General features: G+C 34.4%; 16 protein-coding genes and 3 tRNA genes. 16 read left to right on the top strand and 3 right to left on the bottom strand.

Features of this window, described 5'->3' with window-relative positions:
• Positions 1-160: 160 nt before the first annotated feature.
• Together H3T43_RS08400 and H3T43_RS08405 are read left to right on the top strand one after the other, a co-directional pair.
• Entirely contained in the window at positions 161-1,399 is a 1,239-nt protein-coding gene (locus H3T43_RS08400) for an ABC transporter permease (protein WP_198213920.1), read from the top strand.
• Positions 1,396-2,073 (top strand): ABC transporter ATP-binding protein, encoded by a 678-nt coding sequence (locus H3T43_RS08405; protein ID WP_198213921.1) that lies wholly within the window; start codon positions 1,396-1,398, stop codon positions 2,071-2,073. Before H3T43_RS08400 ends, H3T43_RS08405 begins: the two co-directional genes overlap by 4 nt.
• A gap of 465 nt (positions 2,074-2,538) precedes the next feature.
• On the opposite strand, the gene H3T43_RS09645 is transcribed toward H3T43_RS08405, so the two are convergent.
• Positions 2,539-2,655: a hypothetical protein gene (locus H3T43_RS09645; RefSeq protein ID WP_223897530.1), complete on the bottom strand. Its 117-nt coding sequence runs from the start codon at positions 2,653-2,655 to the stop codon at positions 2,539-2,541.
• A 982-nt stretch (positions 2,656-3,637) separates the two neighbouring features.
• On the opposite strand from H3T43_RS09645, the gene H3T43_RS08410 reads away from it, so the two are divergent.
• From H3T43_RS08410 to H3T43_RS08440, 7 genes are all read left to right on the top strand, one after another.
• Positions 3,638-4,696, top strand: coding sequence for an SEC10/PgrA surface exclusion domain-containing protein (locus tag H3T43_RS08410; protein WP_198213922.1), 1,059 nt, complete (start codon positions 3,638-3,640; stop codon positions 4,694-4,696).
• A gap of 81 nt (positions 4,697-4,777) precedes the next feature.
• Positions 4,778-5,293, top strand: a complete 516-nt coding sequence (locus H3T43_RS08415) for a GNAT family N-acetyltransferase (RefSeq protein ID WP_198213924.1) — start codon at positions 4,778-4,780, stop codon at positions 5,291-5,293.
• An 89-nt stretch (positions 5,294-5,382) separates the two neighbouring features.
• A tRNA-Gln gene (locus H3T43_RS08420) sits at positions 5,383-5,454 on the top strand.
• 172 nt (positions 5,455-5,626) lie between these two features.
• Positions 5,627-6,355 (top strand): glycerophosphodiester phosphodiesterase family protein, encoded by a 729-nt coding sequence (locus tag H3T43_RS08425; protein ID WP_370520803.1) that lies wholly within the window; start codon positions 5,627-5,629, stop codon positions 6,353-6,355.
• 169 nt (positions 6,356-6,524) lie between these two features.
• Entirely contained in the window at positions 6,525-7,706 is a 1,182-nt protein-coding gene (locus tag H3T43_RS08430) for an aminotransferase class I/II-fold pyridoxal phosphate-dependent enzyme (protein WP_198213929.1), read from the top strand.
• Positions 7,707-7,769: 63 nt separating this feature from the next.
• Positions 7,770-7,851, top strand: a tRNA-Tyr gene (locus tag H3T43_RS08435).
• Positions 7,852-7,858: 7 nt separating this feature from the next.
• Positions 7,859-7,930: transfer RNA gene (locus tag H3T43_RS08440), tRNA-Gln, on the top strand.
• A gap of 42 nt (positions 7,931-7,972) precedes the next feature.
• Here H3T43_RS08440 and H3T43_RS08445 read toward each other — a convergent pair.
• Positions 7,973-9,703 (bottom strand): BspA family leucine-rich repeat surface protein, encoded by a 1,731-nt coding sequence (locus H3T43_RS08445; protein ID WP_198213931.1) that lies wholly within the window; start codon positions 9,701-9,703, stop codon positions 7,973-7,975.
• A gap of 380 nt (positions 9,704-10,083) precedes the next feature.
• Here H3T43_RS08445 and H3T43_RS08450 point away from each other — a divergent pair, with 380 nt between their 5' ends.
• Together H3T43_RS08450 and H3T43_RS08455 are read left to right on the top strand one after the other, a co-directional pair.
• Positions 10,084-11,199 (top strand): hypothetical protein, encoded by a 1,116-nt coding sequence (locus H3T43_RS08450; RefSeq protein WP_198213933.1) that lies wholly within the window; start codon positions 10,084-10,086, stop codon positions 11,197-11,199.
• Positions 11,200-11,280: 81 nt separating this feature from the next.
• Positions 11,281-11,979 (top strand): GntR family transcriptional regulator, encoded by a 699-nt coding sequence (locus tag H3T43_RS08455; RefSeq protein ID WP_034980690.1) that lies wholly within the window; start codon positions 11,281-11,283, stop codon positions 11,977-11,979.
• 41 nt (positions 11,980-12,020) lie between these two features.
• Here H3T43_RS08455 and tagD read toward each other — a convergent pair whose 3' ends face one another.
• Positions 12,021-12,407: a glycerol-3-phosphate cytidylyltransferase gene (gene tagD, locus H3T43_RS08460; RefSeq protein WP_034980692.1), complete on the bottom strand. Its 387-nt coding sequence runs from the start codon at positions 12,405-12,407 to the stop codon at positions 12,021-12,023.
• 124 nt (positions 12,408-12,531) lie between these two features.
• Between tagD and H3T43_RS08465 the strand changes: the two genes are divergently transcribed.
• The 5 genes from H3T43_RS08465 (at position 12,532) to alaS (ending at position 19,672) form a co-directional block, all read left to right on the top strand.
• Positions 12,532-13,263, top strand: a complete 732-nt coding sequence (locus H3T43_RS08465; protein WP_198213935.1) for a WecB/TagA/CpsF family glycosyltransferase — start codon at positions 12,532-12,534, stop codon at positions 13,261-13,263.
• Positions 13,264-13,265: 2 nt separating this feature from the next.
• Positions 13,266-14,357, top strand: a complete 1,092-nt coding sequence (locus tag H3T43_RS08470; protein ID WP_198213937.1) for a glycosyltransferase — start codon at positions 13,266-13,268, stop codon at positions 14,355-14,357.
• 76 nt (positions 14,358-14,433) lie between these two features.
• A complete protein-coding gene (locus H3T43_RS08475; protein ID WP_198213940.1) occupies positions 14,434-15,912 on the top strand; it encodes a nicotinate phosphoribosyltransferase in 1,479 nt (492 codons plus the stop codon).
• Complete coding sequence (nadE, locus tag H3T43_RS08480) at positions 15,909-16,739, top strand: ammonia-dependent NAD(+) synthetase (protein ID WP_198213942.1); 831 nt, start codon at positions 15,909-15,911, stop codon at positions 16,737-16,739. Before H3T43_RS08475 ends, nadE begins: the two co-directional genes overlap by 4 nt.
• A gap of 293 nt (positions 16,740-17,032) precedes the next feature.
• Positions 17,033-19,672 (top strand): alanine--tRNA ligase, encoded by a 2,640-nt coding sequence (alaS, locus tag H3T43_RS08485; RefSeq protein WP_198213944.1) that lies wholly within the window; start codon positions 17,033-17,035, stop codon positions 19,670-19,672.
• The last annotated feature ends 29 nt before the right edge of the window (positions 19,673-19,701 follow it).

A 19,701-nucleotide genomic window follows, 5' to 3' on the forward strand; every position in this document is an offset into this window, starting at 1 on the left:
ATTTTGTTGCTGTAATTTTCACTTGCATAATAATTATGTGTATATATTCACTTTTTGAAAAATTTTACTTAATTTTTATTGTGACAAGTGCATTTAGATTAAGCATACTAGTGATTATTACTTTTATTAAAACTTAATTGATAAAAGGGAGTTCAGAATAGTGTATAGTGAATTTATTAAAAATGTATTTTTAAAGCGTGTGGTTTTAGTCCTCTTAACGTTGGTTACTATGGTGTCCTTTAGTTTTATTTCTTATACTCTCATCCGTTCTAACTTACATGTCTTACAAAGCAAGAACGATTTACAACAATTAATTAAAAAAGATGTATTTATGGGAAATGACCGAACGAGTAGTGATCAAATTGATTATATTCTTAACGAAAAAAATCTTAATCGATCGAATAAAAAGGCGCAGAAATTGTTTAATTATATTGATCATAACTATGATTATTCATCTAGTTGGTTAGATCAAATTGATATACCAAATGGATATAGAAACATAGAAATATATACAATTAATAGTAATTTCTTTAAATTTTATCCTCTTAATGTTAAAAAGGGGAGATTGTTTTCAAAATCAGATTATATTGGTAATAAAAAAGAAATACCAGTGATAGTTGGTGCAGGATTAAGGAAAGTAAAACTTGGCTCAACTTTTAAGGATTTAAATCAGCCAGTTGGGAAAAAAGAAACTTATAAAGTTATTGGCATCTTGAAGGAAAATACAAGATTACCATCAGTTTACATGCTGGATGGAAGTTATATGCTCAATAAAACTATATTTAGGCCGTTGACTGATAAAGATAAGAAACATATTAATGCAGATCAACTAACTAGAATGTACCAAGATTTATTAATCTACAATACTTCTAAAAATAAAGTTTCAAAACTATCTAAAACTATTAGAAAAGAAAACCTTGGTAATGTTAAGTTTTATTCAATAAAAGAAAACATTAAGTTTTTCTATTTGACATACAACTCAAGAGCTTTATTATACCTAGTATTATCATTGGTCATGTTGATAATTTTCATAGTATTATTCTTATGGAATATTTGGAAAAGTTTATCAGAATCAAGACAAGAAATTGCAATTAGAATTTCACTTGGGTTGAGAAAATATCATTTGTATATCATAACTTTCCTGTATCAGTTATTGCTTACAATATTTTCATTCATACCAGTTACTATCTACGCGGTTAGAAATTCCTATGTATTAGCAACAGATAGCTTTGATGATCAAACACAAATAATTTTATCATCTCCTCTTCCTAAAATAGAATTAATCAGCTTAATTCTTAGTTTTTTAATATTATTGGTTATAGGTACTTTTTCCTCCATGTTAATTATTTATAAATTTAATAAATCACCTTTAACCTTAAGAATGGGGAGCGACTCATGAGTAAAGTAGTAAATATTAAACATTTAAGTAAAAGCTTTGAAAAAAATAAATTTATTTTAAAGGATATTGATTTTTCTTTAGAAAAAGGTTCTATGACAGCATTAATTGGTGCTTCTGGTGAAGGTAAGACAACTTTTTTGAATTTGATCGGTTCACTAGATAATTCATACAATGGTCAAATTATTGTTGCAGGGCAAGATTTATCACTGTGCAACGATAAAAAATTATCACATTTACGCAATACAAAAATTGGATTTGTATTACAAGAACCAATCTTAATTCAAAGACTTTCAGTAGAACAAAATATTTTATTGCCCACAGTTTATTTGCCTTCAAAAGCAAAGAACAAAGCAAAAATTATAAGTAGAATGCATAAGTTGGCTCAATATTTAGATATAGATTCTCTCCTCCCAAGAAATCCAAATACCTTATCAGGTGGACAAAAGCAACGAGTTGTTGCTGTTAGAGCTCTAATTAATGATCCAGAAATTGTATTAGCAGATGAACCTACTGGGTCCCTAGATGAAAAAAACGCTAAAACTATCATAAGGCTGTTTAAAAAGATAAAAGATGAAGGTAAAGCAATTTTGACAGTGACGCATGATAAAGAAGTTGCTGCACTGCACGAAAATATATTTAGACTTAGTAATGGGAAAATTACGAAAGTAAATTAAAGAAAGTGGCGTAACTATGGGATTTGGAATAATGAGCCTATCTTTTATACTAGGACTGATATTAGTTATTCTCTGTTTAAAGAAGAACTTTGCTAAGGAAATTAGGTTAAGTTTATTATTTGTAGGAATTATACTGATAGCATTTGCAGTATATTTAGCTTTATAGCTCATATAAGAGAGAGATTTTCTAAAAGAAATCTTTCTCTTATTCATTTTATAGTATTAATAGTGTTTAATTTTTTTAGTTTTTAAACTTAATGATTAACTGCATATGTAAATTTATCACGGCGAATAATTTCTCGCGTTATGTGTAAAGGAAGTTGTGATCATTATAGACTAGATCCTTAATTCGCATTAATGGTGTTTTTTGTCAACACTAAGCAAAAAAGATTCTTCTCTGTTTACAACCGCAATTTTAAAAGTTCTCTTACCCTTACTAGGAATATGAAATTTGTTTTGTGAAATTTAGTATAATGGCATGTTAAGATCTCCCGTTTTAATGTTTTCAAATTTTGGACCAAGATAAATCCATTCAAGGCAGAATGGAATGTCATCGATATATCTCAAACGTTTAATTTCTATTTTTTGCTGTTCACTAGTAGTTTAGAGAAATGTATTTTGTTTATCATTACTCATAACACTTTTGATGTTACTTAGACGATTAGAAATTTTTTGCCAGTCCTAGCGGTACTGTCTGTTAAACTTGAAAATTTTTGATTTTGAATTTTAATTTCATTACTTTTGTCAGAAACAAAAGTTATTTTATCAGAAAGCTTAATAAAGTAATTTTCTTCACTTAAAATTTTAAGAGTCTTACGAACAGTCGTGAGGCTAACGAAAGTTTTAAAGCCAGTGCACAAGTAATTAAGGTAAAAAAGTAGAATAACCAGGCAAAATAAAATCAAGATTAAAAGCAAAGACGGCTCTTTATATTGAACGAATGGTTAAATTTAGGTAATGGTAAACCTGTGTTATTAGAATGCAACTACTTTCCTTTGCTTCGCTTTATTGGACTGGAAAAGGTTGACTTAAGCAAATCTTTATATTAGGTTTTACACAGCCAATATCACATAAAAGAAGTAAAGCCGCGGGACATAGCTATTAGTATTGCCATAGCAAGTTTGAGTGAAGCTAGAGTTTTGCAGAAGTCTGTTGGTTTTCGTTTTCCTTTGTTATTATCAAAAATAAGCTTTAAAGATGGAAATAAGAACATTGTACATATAGGAAAGCAGTATAATATTTCTGAGAGGTATAAATTTCAGTTGTAAGACAAAAAATAGATCAATTTTGGGAGATTTTGCAACTTAATATTTGCTTCAAAGTTTTGTATCTGGTCAATACTTCTATTTAGGTAGAGGTAACTTAATCTTAAAAAATCATTTTGGAAACTAGTATGTTTGGTAATCGACATTTACTCATAACCGCTTTTATTTAAAATAAGCTAAAAATATTACAAAATGTTTCTTAATTGAAAAAATAATTTAATTGGCAATCTCTCATAATAAGTTTAGAATTAAAATGTGTACCATAAAGAGCCAATTTAGAAAAACTCTCGAGGAAGAATATGAAGAAAAGCAAATTTGCTATTGCCGTAGTTAATATTATTTTTTTAATCACTATTCCAGGAATAACTATAGGCGAAGCTGAACAAGTAACAGCAGCCACTATCAAGGGCTATGTTAAAGTAAAAAAGAAGAAAAAAGTTCGCCTGTATAAAATTTCAGGAAAACATTCTAATTTTTATGCAGAATCTAAATACAAGTATCCATATAGTGCCAAGAAAAAAATTGGTAAGAAAAAAAGAACGGCCTATAAAATTGGTAACAATTCGCATTGGATTTTAGCTAAAGATGTTAAAGTAGTTAAAAAGAGCACCAAAAGAGTATATACCCAGGCAAGAATGAAATTACCGAAGGGTTACACTAAAACTGAGTTGCTACTCGCTTATCATGGTAAACCCAGCAAGAATTTTATTAATGCTTCAATGCAAGGGATGAAAACTAATGATTTTAGTCGTCTCAAAGTATCTGAAAGTAAAGCTGATGATGCAACTCAGGTTGACCTAAATCAGCTTACACCTAAGCAAATTGGAGATTTAACTGCTTTTTCTCTTCGCCTTATTAATGAAGCAAGGAATGATTTGAATTTATCTCCTTGGGTTGAAAGCAATGGAACTGGTAAATTAGCAGCTGATATTGCTTTGGAATATAGCAAAAATAATAAAACAATTAAAGACAGTCACTATGTTCCTGGAATTGTTCGTGCTTGTCATGCCAATGGACTTAACCTTGACGATAATTTTGTTGAAGACATGGCCGGTTTTTATAATATTAGTCCTACAATGACCATGACTGAATTAAAGAAAAGTGTTTATTTTGGCTTGAAACAAATGATTTTTGGTTACGTTGGCAGTGGTGAAGAAGAAAGATCTGACCAAAATTATTACCAGGAATGGGAACATGCTGGGGACTTGTTTAACACCCAAGGTACACTTCATGATGGTGATTACAACTATTATGGATTTAGTATTTCTCATAATGATAATATTTGTTCTATGCATTTTATTAGCGTTCCTACATATGTAGTTAAAAGTAAAAAGTATAATAGCGGTTTTCAGCCATAATAAGAGCAGTCTATGTGATAGACTGCTTTTATTGTATAATTACTTTTAAAATAAAATTTTGAAAGTAATGAGGAAAATAAAATGTTAATTTATATTCGCCTGGCTGAAAAAAAAGACTTGGACCAAATTATGAAAATTATTGATCAAGCAAAAAAATTGCTAAAAGAAGACAGCAATCCTCAGTGGCAAAATGGCTCTCCTAACCGTGAAATGCTTGCAGAAGATATTGCTTTAAAGCGTGCATATTGTCTTGTTGCCAATAAAGAGATAGCGGGAGTTGCTGTTTTGTTAACAACGGCTGATCCCAATTATAGTGAAATAGATGGTGCTTGGAAAAATAATGATGAACAATATGCCACTATTCACAGAATTGCAATTAGCACAAAATTTCGCGGTCAGCACCTCAGTCAGTTTATGATGTCAAACTTGATATCGAGAGGATTGATGCTGGGCATTCATAATTTCCGCATTGATACACATGAGGTCAATAAGCGCATGCAGAGTCTGATTAAAAGTTTAGGGTTTGAATATCGGGGAATTGTTCAGGTTGATCAAACTGAAAATGGCGCTAGAAACGCATATGAACTAAATTTATAGCAAGAAAAAAGCTGTTTTCTCTTGACTTGCAGAGCACAATTTCCTATACTATTAAATGTTGAGCATACAAGTAAAAGCTCAGATGGTATTGGGTTATAGCCAAGCGGTAAGGCACTAGTTTTTGGTACTAGTATGCGCTGGTTCGAATCCAGCTAACCCAATTGTTCTTACGAACACCCAACCCGAAAGATGATAGTTCTGAAATAAGAACTATCTCTTTTTTTGTTTAGAAAATGCACAAAAAAATTTTTTATTTTTTAGCTTTTCCTATTTAAAAATCAGGGAAAAGGGTTTATGATATCCTCTATGTTTGGTTTGTAATGTTTTATTTTTATGAGGTTTAACCAACACAAAAGTATGAATAATGACAAAAATAAAACCGTAGTATTTGGTCATAGAGGATATCCCGTGAAGTTTGCAGAAAACTCAATGGAGGGCTTCCGCAATGCTGTTCAAAATGGAGCAGAGGGGATTGAATTTGACGTTCACTTAACTAAAGATGGCATACCGGTAGTAATGCATGACGAAAAAGTTGACCGGACAACGGATGGCTCTGGGTATATTAAGGATTTTACGCTTAAGAAATTGAGGCAGCTGCACTTGTCAAATGGTGAGCCGGTTCCAACTCTGCAAGAATTATTTGAACTACTTGAAAATAAAAATATTCAAATAAATTTGGAACTTAAAACTGGAGTGATTCATTACCGTGGTATTGAAAAAACTGTATTAAGCTTAGCACAGCTTTATCACTTCGTTTATCCGATCATTTATTCTTCATTTGATTATGTCACACTAAAAAATTGCCAGGAAATTGATCCTAACCAGATCTATTGCTACCTGACTGACGAAGAAGTAGTTAATTCGGCTAAATTAGTCAAGGATAACCATTTTGCTGGTATTCACCCAGGCAAATTACTGCCAGCTCAGGAAGCAGTTACAGAACGAATTTGGACTGTTGATGACCCGCAAATTGCTAAACAATATTTTCAAAAACATGTTGCAGGAATTTTTACTAATAACTACCCTATGATGATTAAATTACGTGATCAAATTCAAGGATAAGCTAACCTATACGAAATATTAAAATAGTTAATTTTTAAACACCTTTAACTTATACAGTTTAAAGGTGTTTTTATATGTAAAATTAGTTAATAATTAGAAAAATATTGTAGAAAAATAATTTTATTAAAGGTATAATCTATATAATTGAAAAGAAAGTTTGGTGAAAAATATGGTAGATTTAATTAAATACGTACGAAAAGGTTTAGCTGATGCTCCCTCTAATCCAATTTTGAAGTTTTCAGATTACGCCGGCAAGATTCCAGATGTTGTAAAATTCACGCTTGGTGAGCCTGATTTTAACACTCCTGATCATATCAAAGAGGCTGCCAAAAGAGGAGTTGATGAAAATCACTCTCACTATGCTCCTTCAAATGGAACTATTGGCTTACGCAAGGCAGCCAGCCAGTTTTTGAGAAAAAAATATGGGCAAAACTATGATCCAGAAACTGAGGTTTTGGTTACCAATGGCGTAACTGAATCAATTTTTGATTCTGTGTTGGCTACTTTGAATCCTGGCGATATTATGGTTGTGCCAACTCCATTATTTCCACTTTATATGACTGACGAGGGCGTTATTAATGAAGGCGTTGAAATCGTAAAAGTAAATACAGCAAATGACGGTTTTAAGCTGACACCTGAAAAATTGCAAAAGGTAATTGACAAGTACGGAGACCGGGTACGGATGTTGGTTATGAATTATCCTACAAATCCAACTGGGGTAATGTATAGTCAAGAAGAATTGGATGCTTTGGCGGATGTTATTCGTGATAAGCCAATTTTTGCACTATGTGATGAAATTTACAGTGAATTGAACTATGATCAACCACATGCTTCAATGGAAAAATCATTGCATGACCAAGTAATTTTAATGAACGGCGTTTCCAAGTCATGGGCCATGACCGGTTACCGAATTGGTATTGTTTGTGCGCCTAAAAATATTTTGCAACAAATTGCAAAAGTTCACCAAGCAATAGTTACTACTGAGCCAACACCTATGCAAGATGCAGCTGAAGAAGCCTTTAAAAACGGTATGGATGACGCACTGCCAATGAAAGAAGAATTTCAAAAGCGGCGTGATGCTTTGTATTCCGGCCTAACCAAAATAGGTTTTGAGTGTGCTAAACCCCAAGGCGCATTCTACATTTTTGCTAAAATACCAGATGGTTTTGAACAGGATGATAATAAATTTATTTATGAGCTGGTTGACAAGGCAAAAGTTGCTGTTACAGCAGGTTCCAGTTTTAGTGAAGGCGGAGAAGGTTACATTAGATTTTCTTACGCTGTTTCAATGGATCAAATTGAAGAAGGACTGAAGCGACTAGAAAAGTTCGTTAAAGAAAATAAGAAGTAATATTTAAGAAAATTTTGCTTGCAATCACGTACGTTTTTCGGTATTATAATTAACGTGCGTGACGGAGGAGTAGCGAAGTGGCTAAACGCGGCGGTCTGTAAAACCGCTCTCTCTGAGTTCGGCGGTTCGAATCCACCCTCCTCCATTATCATTGGGTTATAGCCAAGCGGTAAGGCACTAGTTTTTGGTACTAGTATGCGCTGGTTCGAATCCAGCTAACCCAATAAAAAAGGCGACTCGTTAGAGTCGTCTTTTTTTGTATCAGCTTAAGCTATGTTATTAACTTTAATATACTTATTTTTAGCGATTACATAGTAAAGCTTCTTTTTAATTTTGATCGGATTGCCATAAACCCGAACTGATTTGCCTTTCTTTACCAGCAATTTGCGGATTCTTTTGCCTTTTTTGTTATAAACGAATGAATTATGCTTAATTTTTTTCTTTTGTCCAGTAACATCTTGAGTGTTAACGTATATATTTTCACCAAGTTTGTAAAACTCTAATTCATTAATTTTTTTAGTACCAAAAGTTTCAACAATCATTCCTGCTTTAAGTTTAAACCCTTTAACGGGTTGGCCATTTTTGTCATAAACTTGAGCTGGATAATAAAGTGTAAAAGGAGTTTTAACTACCTCTTTAGCTTGTTGCGCTTCGGAACTAGAAGAATTAGCTACTCTTACTTCTGGAGTCACTGTTTTATTATTAGCCAAGGCTGGTTGCTCTCCATTAACTGCAGCAGGGAACGAACCAGTATTTGGAATAGACTTACTGCTCCCATGATTAATATCATTCTTATTTACTGGAATATGAATATCATTAACAGTATCATCTAAATCAATATTTCCGGTTGTCCATGAAATAGGTTGAGTCACATAAGTGTCAGCGGGGCATTTAGCATCTTCTTGGTCATATAATTTAGCTAATTCTGCAACTGTAATAGGTTTTCCTGCAGGTTGAGCGACATTGCCACCAGCTACTGGTATAAACTTTTCATTTCCTATATTAGTAAAAGCGTCAGACTTGAGTCTATGTTTGCCTAAGCTAAGAATAAAGCCATTTAAATTTTTTCCCATGCCTTCAAACATGTTAGCCATTTCAAAGATGTTGCCAGTGTCCCAAAAACTCAAATTTAATTGATTTATGTTGGAATTTTTGAACATATAACTCATGTTGGTTACGTTGTAAGTTTGCCATTTTGTAATATCATTCAAATCGGCTGCACAAATCCCACTAAACATGTAACTCATGTTCTTAACGTTGCCAGTTTTCCAGTTAGCAAGTTTTAGAGTTGCTAATGAACTTGCACCTTCAAACATATGACTAAAATCGTAAACACTATCTGTTCTAAAGTTATCCATATTAACTGTGGTTAGACTTACATCATTTTTAAACATGCTGTTCATATCTCTGTTATTGATTGTAGTCCATGTACTTAAATCCAATGCTGTAAGTTTGGAATCATTTGCAAATAAACTACTCAAATCACTAGTTTCGGAAGCATCTACATTTTCAATATTAATGAATCCTTCTAAATTAGGTAGATTAGCAAATTTGCCACTTGAATTGTAGGCGAGTTGAACTTTAAGGGGTAAACCATAATCTGCTATTACCTGTTCGAAAGCAATATAGTGAACTTCATTAGCGTTAATTATCTGACTAATTGGCTTAGAAGACAGTATTCCACCTTTAATTGTCAGTGTTTTAGTACTTGGATTAAAAGTCCATTCACATTCGTTATCCTTGCCATGATTGTTATTCTTTTCCTCTTGTGAATTAATTTTTTTGTTATTTTTCACGAATGAATAATTTGTGTCAGTAGAAATTTTAGTCGTAGTAGAAGTTTCACTAGTATTGGCATATACCGATTTTTCACTAGCCGCTAACGAAACTCCTAACAAAGCACTTGCAATTATACCATAAGAAAATAATTTAAATTTGTTATTTATTGCAAAATAATAATTGTTATTTTTCCCCATTCTGTGTTTTGACTTTAGCATAATTAAAACCTCTATATGTAATTTATACATTTACCTTTATAATAGGGTATACAGTATTTATTGATGTTGGTCAAACTTTTTATTTGGTAAAATAAGAGCTTTTTGTTATTTTAAATAATTGAAAAAAGTTATTATTACTTATGGTTAAATAATATTTAAAAATGCTATTTTGTATAAAAACGTTATTTATAAAAATGTATATATTTGCTATGAAACAAAATTTTTAAATAATCATTTTTGAATACATATGTTAAAAAATATAGAATAATATTATTAGAAATTATGATTTTTATTTATTTAAAACTAATCGTTAAGTTTAACCTTTTTTTGTGTAGTAATAGTACAATAGAGGAGCTAACATTGATTAAGAAGGGAAATATATGTCAAGACTTGTGCGAGTTGGTGCCGGAGGTAAAGAAATTAGCTGGCATAATGCCTTAAATGATTTGCGTGCTGATGATGTATTGCTTTTGGAACCAGGATTTTATGAAATACCTGCGGGAATTTTTTTATCTGATATCACTATTAAAGGAACTGGCAATCTTCCTGAAGACACAACAATACTTGGTTATCTGAATGTAGATGCAGGCAGTCAATTTGTTAATTTAGAAAATTTGTGTGTTAATACTGTAAATGATGCCAACAGCTTGTTTATACCTGCTGAAGCTAATACTTTTTTGTCGTTACGCAACTGTATTGTCAAAGGTTTTGGTGGTGATACGGCTACAATAGCTGCTAACGGTAAAGTGACACTGGAGTTATTTTCGACAGTAATTATGAATGGTTCTGTTTCTTTATTTGCTGATTCCAATTTTCGCTTGGAAATGAATGATTCGACTATCAAGAATGTTGTTCAAGATATTGGAGCTTTGGCACTGGAAGGCCATGGCACTGCTATTATCAATAATTCTCGTATCCATGGCAGTATTGATACTTTTAAAAAATCAAATGTTGAATTAGATATAAATAACACCGTTGTTTCCTCATTACTTATTCAGGGACAGGCTTGGGTAAACATGCTTAACAGCAAGCTTTTGTCACAAGAGGATACTGGAATGTTTATAACCGATGAGACTTGGATTAATATCATTGGCAGTGAGTTTAAAGGTGGCTTTTACTGCGAGAAAAACCCACATATCATAATCCAGAACAGCAGAATAAACCGCTTAATTGCTACAGGTGAAGCGAAGATCACACTTAACAATTCTGTTATTACCAATCATGCTGATTTTCAGAATGAGGTTGAGTGCAATTCAAGACGTGTGACGTTCAATGGTGGCAATGAGTATGAGTATTTCTTAGCTCTAAGCGATCAGGCTCAGTTTGAAGGACATGATCTTATCTTTAATTCTAATGGTGCAAATCTGGCTGTGGAAAATCAGGCACACTTGCATGCCAGCGTGATTGCTACAAGTGATGATTCAATAACGGTAGAATGTGGGCAAAATGCTGAATTTCGCTTATGGGGTATGAAGTGGACCACTAAAAAGAATTAAGTTGATTATTTTTAATTTGTAAGGTATCATGCAGAGTAGACCAATTTGAATTATAATAAGATGTGTAATGGGGGTGCATTAATGGAAGAACCAATGTACATCAAGATTCATAATCAAATTAAACGTGAAATAGAAAATCATAATTACAAAGTTGGGAGTAAAATTCCAGCCGAAAGGCAGTTAGCCCAAAAATTTGGTGTTTCTCGCATGACGTTGCGACAGGCAATTAAAACTTTGGAAGATGAAGGTATTTTAGAGCAACGTGTTGGTAGCGGTACATATGTTGCTAACCAAAAAGTGCAGGAAAAAATGTCGGGAATCATGTCCTTTACCGATATTACGCATGCAAATGGTCAAACACCCTCTAGTAAGTTGATTTCTTATCGTTTTGGCAAACCTTCTTTATCAGAGATGGAACGACTGGATTTGGATGATACACAAGAAGTTTTGCGAATGGAACGTATTCGTTATGCAGATGATGTTCCAATTTGCTATGAAGTCGTATCTATTCCGCATAGTTTGATTTTAAATATGTCAAAAGCCGATATTTCTTCACATTTATATCAAACTTTAGAAAAAAGTGGTTATACAATAGGACGTGTAACCGAATATATTTCTGCAGCTGTAGCAAACGAAAATGCAGCTAGATTGCTTGATGCAAAAAAAGGTGAAGCGTTAATTACTCGTTTGCAAGTAACAGAGCTTTCTAATGGCGTACCTTTTGAGTACACTAGAGCCAGCTATGTTGCAGATCGTTTTGAATTTACTTTTGCAAAATAAAAACTCTGAATTAACTTTGTTAGTTAGTTCAGAGTTCTTTTTTATTTTAAATCATCTTTAATTTTAGTAGTGGAAATTCCTGGAGTGCGAGGCAAATAGACTACATTGCAGTATGGTTTTAAAAAATCAAATTTGCCACTCCAGTCATTACCCATTACAAAGGTATCAATATCATATTTTTGGATATCACTTGTCTTTTGCTCCCAATCTTTTTCGGGAATAACCTGGTCCACGTAACGAATAGCTTCAAGAATATATTTTCTTTCAGCATAGCTATTATACGATTCCTTGTGTTTTTGGAGTTGATTGAACTCATCGGTAGATAATCCCACAATAAGATAGTCCCCTAATTCACGGGCGCGTTTCAGCAGGCGGACGTGACCATAATGCAATAAATCAAATGTACCATAAGTAATTATTTTTTTCATAGTTCCAGTACTCCTATCAATTTGACGAGTTAATAGTATCATATTTATAGAAAAGGTAAAGCGTATCCTCAATTCGATATTATTTTGATAAAATAAAGTAAATTGAGGATTAGGAGATATAGTTATGACTAAAGTAAATGTTTTAGGAGTTAGTTTCGATAATAAAAGTTTTAACCAGTTTCAAAATGAATTCGTTGGTAGAATCAATGCACATCAGTCAACATTTATAGTTACTGCCAATCCTGAAATTGTTATGTCAGCTAATGAAAATCCTGAATTTATGAAGATTTTAACTTATGATGCTGACTATATCACCCCTGATGGCATTGGAATTGTAAAAGCAAGTCACATATTAGGAGAGCCGCTTAAAGAAAGGGTAACAGGTTATGATCTGTTTTCTTGGTTAATGAAGTTGGCAAATGACCGCAGCTTAAGAGTATATCTTATCGGGGCTCGACCGGAGGTAATTCATGCTATTCAAGGAAAAATTGCCAGGGACTATTCTGATATTCAGTTGGTAGGAGCTGAGGACGGCTATTTTAAGGAAGATTTGGAACTTGTTGCCTACCAGATAGAACGTACAGAACCTGACCTGGTTTTTGCTGCCCTGGGTTCTCCTCGTCAAGAACAGCTCTTGTCTGTTTTGCGGAGAAATCTGCTACCTGCGCTTATGATGGGAGTGGGAGGCAGCTTTGATGTCTTTTCAGGCAAAGTCAAACGAGCTCCTCAAATTTGGCAGACTGTTCATTTAGAGTGGTTTTATCGTCTTCTTAAAAATCCTTCTCGGTTAAAGCGAATGATGGTTTTACCACATTTTGTTCACGAAGTTTACCAGTCGAAAAAAGGAAAAGAATAATTATGAAAGTTTTGCATGTTAATGCTGGACTCGAAAATGGCGGCGGTCTGACCCACATCATTAATTTGCTAAAAGAAGCTAAAAATGAACAACAAAGTTTTACTTTATTATGTTTAGCCGACGGTCCGGTTGCTCAAGCTGCTCGCAGGGCAAAGCTGGATGTACAAGTTTTAGGGATAAAAAGTCGTTATGATTTAGGTGGCTTGAATAAGCTGGCTGATTTCATTAATCAGGGAAACTTTAATATAGTTCATACTCACGGGCCTAGGGCGAATTTATTCATGTCTTTAATTAGGCGAAAAATTACGGCTAAATGGTGCATAACTATTCATTCCAACCCCTATCTTGATTTTGCTGATCGTGGGTTAAAGGGCAAAATATTTACCAAAGCCAATTTGCATGCAATTAGCAAAGCAGATTGCATTTTTGCTGTTACCAAAAAGTTTGCTGACTTAGTAGTCAAAAAGATAAAAATTAAGGAAGAAAAAGTTCATGTGATATATAATGGCACTTTTTTTCATGAAGACAGCCAGATTCCTGCAAAATATGAGCATCCAAATTTCAATATAGTAAATGTTGCCAGAGCCGAAAAAGTTAAGGGTCAGGCGCTGCTACTTCAAGCATTAAAAAAACTAAATAATGCCAATGTTCATTTATTTATTGTTGGGGACGGTACTGAATTAAACTCTTTAAAAAATTTGGCACAAAAATTAAAATTGGGTCCACAAGTAACTTTTCAAGGGTTTATGACGCATAAACAATTAAAGAATTTATATCGGCGCATGGACCTAGCAGTTTTAACTTCATATTCAGAAAGTTTTCCCTTAGTCCTGCTGGAAGCAAGTGACAATCTTTTGCCACTGCTGTCGACTGCTGTAGGTGATATTACGGTAATGATACCAAGTCAAAAGTATGGTTTTGTAGCCAATATAGGTGATATAGATTCGATTTGCACTCAGTTAAGGCGAGCTATAGAAACGCCTAAAGATCAGCTTAAGGAAATGGCTCAGCGAGAAAAAAGTTATGTTGAACAAAATTTTTCATTAAAGAAGCAGTTGAAAAGTATTTTGCAGGTGTACAGTAAGATCGAATAGATTGGCAAGATTGTTAAAAAATCCACAAATGTTTATAATAAGACAAAAAATATTAGTGGATTAATAAGAGGACAGAATGTTTTATCAAGAATTGGATAAAGATGATTCGTTAACCCTTCATACAGATTTGTATGAAATTAACATGATGTATACCTATTTTAAAAAAGGAATTTCAGAACGCAATGCGGTCTTTGAGGTTTACTATCGCAAAGAACCTTTTGGCAATGGCTATTCTGTTTATGCAGGATTAGAACACGTAATTTTATACTTGCAAAAATTAAAATTTAAAGAAAGTGATTTGAAGTATTTAAAAGAAGAAATTGGCTATGATGATGATTTTATTGATTATCTGCGCCAATTGAAAATGGAACTTACGGTAAGGTCGATGCCAGAAGGGGAAATAGCTTTTGCCAACGAACCTTTGCTTCAAGTTGAAGGACCATTAGCTCAATGTCAATTAGTTGAGACAACCATTTTAAATATTATTAATTATCAAACCTTATTAGCGACTAAAGCAGCTCGTGTCAAACTAGCCGTGCAAGGTGACGGTGTTATGGAATTTGGTACTAGACGTGCACAGGAAGCAGATGCTGCAATTTGGGGTACTCGTGCAGCTTATATCGGTGGCTTTGACTCAACAAGCAATGTTCGTGCAGGTAAGTTGTTTGGGATTCCTGTTTCTGGTACTCATGCTCATTCATTGGTAGAGGCATTTGGCAGTGAATATGAAGCATTCAAAGCGTATGCAGAAACCCATAAGGACTGCGTTTTTCTTGTAGATACATATGATACTGTCAGAAGTGGCGTACCAAATGCTATCCGTGTTGCCAATGAAATGGGAGATAAGATAAACTTTCAAGGCGTGCGAATTGATTCTGGTGACATGGCTTATATTTCTAAGCAGGTTCGTCGCGAGCTGGATAATGCCGGTTATACCAGTGCCAAAATTTTTGCATCAAATGATTTGGATGAGACCACGATTACAAGTTTGAAAATGCAAGGAGCCAAAATTGATGTGTGGGGTATTGGCACTAAATATATTACTGCTTATGACCAGCCTGCTTTAGGAGCGGTTTATAAGTTAGTCTCAATTGAAGATGATCAGCACCATATGCGTGATACTTTAAAAATTTCTTCGAATGTGGAAAAAGTCTCAACTCCAGGTAAAAAGCAGGTTTGGCGTATTTCAGCCAATACTGAAAAGAAAAATGAAGGTGACTGGATTGCACGGGCTGGTGTGGATCCGCGAAAATTTGATTCACTTTATATGTTTCATCCCCAGTATACTTATATCAATAAAGTGGTAACGGATTATACTGCTGAGCCGCTTTTAAAAGATATTTTTGTAAATGGCCAATTGAAATATCAGAAGCCTAAATTAACAGATATCAAAAACTTTTGTGCAGCTAACTTAGATGGTCTTTGGGATGAATATAAACGAAGTTTGAACCCACAAGAATACCCTGTTGATCTTTCTAAAGATTTGTATGACAGTAAAATGAATATTATTCAGAATATTCGTGCAAGTATTAATAAAGGAGATACTGTACATTGAGGCCATTGCAAAAAGAAATTATAAAATATGAACATGTTTTACCCCAAATTGATCCTCAAAAAGAAATTCGACGCTCAGTTGATTTTTTGAAGGATTATCTTAAAGAAAATACATTTTTAAAATCATATGTGCTGGGTATTTCAGGGGGTCAGGATTCTACGCTGGCAGGAAAACTGTGCCAAATGGCAATTTCCGAAATGCGTGATGAAACGGGCGATAGTTCATATCAATTTATTGCAGTTCGTTTACCTTATGGCATTCAAACAGATGCTCAAGATGCAGCTGATGCTGTGGCATTTCAAAAACCCGATCAGGATTTAATAGTCAATATTAAACCTGCTGTTGATGCTTTAGTAGCCAGTTTGAATGAAGCTGGACAGCAGATCACAGATTTTAACAAGGGTAATATTAAGGCTCGTGAACGTATGGTTGTACAATACGCTATTGCTGGTGCTCAAAATGGTGCGGTAGTTGGTACAGATCATGCGGCTGAAAATTTTAGTGGTTTTTATACTAAATATGGCGATGGTGCAGCAGACCTGACACCGCTTTTCCGTTTAGATAAACGACAAGGCAAGCAGATGCTTAAACTTTTAAATTGTCCAGAGCACTTGTACCAAAAAGCGCCAACGGCAGATTTGGAAGAAAATAAGCCAGGTTTACCGGATGAAACTGCACTGGGAGTTAGCTACAAGGAAGTAGATGACTACCTAGAAGGTCGTACTGTATCTGAACTGGCTGCAGAGAAGATTGAGTCGCTCTGGCGTAAAAGTGAACATAAGAGACATTTGCCTGTAACAGTTTTTGATGATTTTTATCGCAGGTAGATTTGAAAGCAGAATACTTTAAGGCATTCAAATTTAGCTGCACGTTGACAAAAACTGTGCAAGTAGTACAATTACTGGTAACTTAAGATATGTTTTTTAAGATTAGCAGTTCAAAGAGAGAATCGCATGGTGAAAATGATTTACTGCTATTTAAAAAATGCTCCTTATGGTTTAACAAATAAAATTAATTAAGAGGTAACAAGCACTGTTGCAATTAAGGTGGTACCGCGTTTAAAGGCGTCCTTAAGATAAGCAACAGTGTTTTTATTTTTGCAAAAAGGGAGATATATTTGATGAAGAAACTGACAAGTTCACAATTTAGACAAATGTTTTTGGATTTCTTCAAGCAGCACGGACACATGGTATTGCCCAGTCAATCATTAATCCCACAAGATGACCCAACATTGCTGTGGATAAATTCTGGTGTGGCAACGATGAAGAAATATTTTGACGGTTCTGTAGTCCCTAAAAATCATAGGATTACCAGTTCGCAAAAATCAATTAGAACAAATGATATTGAAAATGTTGGTAAAACGGCCAGACACCAGACTTTTTTTGAAATGCTGGGCAACTTTTCTGTTGGTGATTATTTTAAAAAAGAGGCAATTACTTGGGCCTGGGAATTCTTAACGAGTCCGGACTGGCTTGATTTAGATCAGGAAAAGCTTTATTGCACGGTTTATCCTAAAGATACAGAAGCCCAAAAAATATGGTTAGAAGTTGGGATGCCTGAAGATCATATCGTTAAACTGGAAGAAAATTTCTGGGATATTGGCGAAGGCCCTTGTGGTCCTGATTCCGAGATCTTTTATGATCGTGGTCAAGAAAATAACGATGTGGCGGAAGATGATCCAGAAAACTTCCCTGGTGGTGAAAACGCCCGTTATTTGGAAATTTGGAATATAGTCTTTTCACAATATAATCACTTAGCAAATGGCAAGTATGTTGATCAACCGCATAAGAATATTGATACCGGTATGGGCTTAGAGCGCGTTTTGTCTATTTTGCAAGATGCGCCAACTAACTTTGAAACTGACCTCTTTTTGCCGATTATCCATGAAACAGAAAAAATGACTGCTGCTAAAAAATATGGCACAAATAAGGCAGATACCACTGCTTTTAAGATTATTGCAGATCATGTGCGGACTGTCAGTTTTGCCATTGCAGATGGTGCACTGCCATCAAATACAGGGCGCGGCTATGTTTTACGGCGCCTAATTCGGCGTGCCGATTTAAATGGTCAGCGTTTAGGCATTAAGGGAGCTTTTCTTTACAAACTAGTTTCGGTAGTTGGCAAAATTATGGAGAGTCATTATCCGGAAGTTACACAGCAAAAAGATTTCATTGCCAAAGTAATTAAGAACGAGGAAGAAAGGTTCCAGTTAACTCTTGAATCGGGATTAACTTTACTTGATGACCTGATTGCAAGTGCACAAAAGTCAGAAGATAAAACAATTACTGGTAAAGATGCATTCAAATTATTTGATACTTATGGTTTTCCTTATGAACTGACTTTTGAAACTGCACAGGATGCAGGTTTAAAGGTTGACCAAAAAGGTTTTGATGCCGAAATGGCAGCTCAAAAAGAACGTGCCCGTAAAGCTCGTGGCAATTTGCAATCGATGAGCTCTCAAGATGAAACTCTGATGAACTTAAAGGATAAGTCAGAATTTGAATATGGCGTTTATGAAGAAAAGCACGCAAAATTAGTTGATATTATAGTTGATGATCAGTTAGTTGATAAAGCAGATGGCGATAATGCTGTTTTGATTTTTGATAAGACTCCTTTTTATGGTGAACGTGGTGGCCAGGTAGCCGATCATGGTAATATCTATAATCAGGAAGGAGAACTTGTTGCTCAAGTAACCGATGTGCAACATGCGCCCAATGATCAAAATATGCACTTTGTCGATGTGATTTTACCTCTGACAAAAGGTGAGGAATATACTCTAAAGATCGACAGAGTTCGCCGCGAAGGTCTGCGCCATTCTCATACTGCCACGCACTTATTACATGCAGCTTTGAGAAGCGTACTTGGTGAACATACTCATCAAGCAGGCAGTTTGGTTGACCCTGATTATTTACGTTTTGACTTTACTGCGCTTGAGCCAATGACCGAAAAGGAACTTAAATCAGTTGAGAACCTGGTAAACCAAAAAATCTGGGCAGCAATTGATGTCAAAACTACTATTACTGACCCTGATACTGGTAGAAAGATGGGTGCTCTAGCTTTATTTGATGGTAAATATGGTGATAAAGTCCGGGTTGTCCAAATAGCAGATTTTTCTATTGAATTCTGTGGTGGTACTCATTGTACCAATACTAACCAAATAGGTATTTTTAAGATTATTTCTGAATCTGCTATTGGTGCAGGTATGAGAAGAATTGAAGCAGTAGTTTCCAAGAAAGCTTATGAGTACTTGGCCAGCAGATCAGAATTGTTAGATGAAATCCAGGCAGAAGTAAAATCAACCAAACCAGAAGATATTATTGATAAGGTTGATTCGCTTGAAAAAGACCTGCATGACAGTCAAAAGCAGGTTGAGGACTTGAACTTGCAAATCAATCAAAGTAAGGCCAACTCTATTTTTGATAATGTAGAGCAAGCAGGTGATCTATCAGTTATTGCACAAAAAGTTGATGTTAACGGGATGAATGATTTGCGTGAATTTGCTGATACTTGGAAGAGTGGCAAAAAGTCAGATGTGCTGGTTTTGGCTACCGCTAATGACGGCAAGGCAAATATGATCATTAGTTTAGGTGATAAAGCCTTAGCAAAAGGCCTTAAAGCAGGTGATTTAATTAAGCAAGCTGCTCCAATCTTTGGCGGAGGCGGAGGCGGTCGACCAGATATGGCTCAAGCCGGAGGCAAAAAACCTGAAGGCCTTGAAAAGGCTATTCAGACAGTGATCACAGCGATTTCAAAAAATTAATTGATTGAGTTTATACTGTTTTTCAAGTA

This window comes from Lactobacillus sp. M0396, assembly GCF_016101625.1.
Taxonomy (GTDB): Bacteria; Bacillota; Bacilli; order Lactobacillales; family Lactobacillaceae; genus Lactobacillus; species Lactobacillus huangpiensis.

Excerpts from the sequence above, each read along its gene's own strand:
- H3T43_RS08415 (WP_198213924.1), top strand. The coding sequence starts at position 4,778 with ATGTTAATTTATATTCGCCTGGCTGAAAAAAAAGACTTGGACCAAATT.
- tagD (WP_034980692.1), bottom strand. The coding sequence starts at position 12,407 with ATGAAAAAAATAATTACTTATGGTACATTTGATTTATTGCATTATGGT.
- H3T43_RS08475 (WP_198213940.1), top strand. The coding sequence starts at position 14,434 with ATGTTTTATCAAGAATTGGATAAAGATGATTCGTTAACCCTTCATACA.
- H3T43_RS08425 (WP_370520803.1), top strand. The coding sequence starts at position 5,627 with ATGAGGTTTAACCAACACAAAAGTATGAATAATGACAAAAATAAAACC.
- H3T43_RS08445 (WP_198213931.1), bottom strand. The coding sequence starts at position 9,703 with ATGCTAAAGTCAAAACACAGAATGGGGAAAAATAACAATTATTATTTT.
- H3T43_RS08405 (WP_198213921.1), top strand. The coding sequence starts at position 1,396 with ATGAGTAAAGTAGTAAATATTAAACATTTAAGTAAAAGCTTTGAAAAA.
- H3T43_RS08430 (WP_198213929.1), top strand. The coding sequence starts at position 6,525 with ATGGTAGATTTAATTAAATACGTACGAAAAGGTTTAGCTGATGCTCCC.
- H3T43_RS08470 (WP_198213937.1), top strand. The coding sequence starts at position 13,266 with ATGAAAGTTTTGCATGTTAATGCTGGACTCGAAAATGGCGGCGGTCTG.
- H3T43_RS08465 (WP_198213935.1), top strand. The coding sequence starts at position 12,532 with ATGACTAAAGTAAATGTTTTAGGAGTTAGTTTCGATAATAAAAGTTTT.
- alaS (WP_198213944.1), top strand. The coding sequence starts at position 17,033 with ATGAAGAAACTGACAAGTTCACAATTTAGACAAATGTTTTTGGATTTC.
- H3T43_RS08410 (WP_198213922.1), top strand. The coding sequence starts at position 3,638 with ATGAAGAAAAGCAAATTTGCTATTGCCGTAGTTAATATTATTTTTTTA.
- H3T43_RS08450 (WP_198213933.1), top strand. The coding sequence starts at position 10,084 with ATGTCAAGACTTGTGCGAGTTGGTGCCGGAGGTAAAGAAATTAGCTGG.
- H3T43_RS08455 (WP_034980690.1), top strand. The coding sequence starts at position 11,281 with ATGGAAGAACCAATGTACATCAAGATTCATAATCAAATTAAACGTGAA.